We start from the raw sequence: 233 nt of genomic DNA, 5'->3' as shown, positions 1-233 counted from the left end.
GGTTTCCACTTTAGGTGGCAGAGCCGCCTTCGTGCCCTCAACTTTGGCGGGCGCAACAGCTGTTTCAACTGGATCCGGAATCAATCCTTTTGCGCCTGTCCACTTGACGATCAACATGCCGGAATTAGTAGTAAATGAAAGTCCTTTTAATGAAGCAGGGTTGCGAGAGATGGCTGCGATTCTGCAAATGGGCGGATTGACTTGAAATTGTCCGACGCGAATCTCTTCAATAC

Annotated in this window: 1 protein-coding gene; it reads right to left on the bottom strand. The window is 49.4% G+C overall.

Going from position 1 to position 233, the window contains the following annotated elements:
* The coding region (locus V5P19_RS24575; RefSeq protein ID WP_334408121.1) for a hypothetical protein at positions 1-233 on the bottom strand (233 nt) is incomplete at both ends.

Source organism: Enterobacter sp. UNJFSC 003, assembly GCF_036903355.1.
Classification (GTDB): domain Bacteria; phylum Pseudomonadota; class Gammaproteobacteria; order Enterobacterales; family Enterobacteriaceae; genus Enterobacter.
This window is presented reverse-complemented; position numbering and strand designations above follow the sequence as displayed.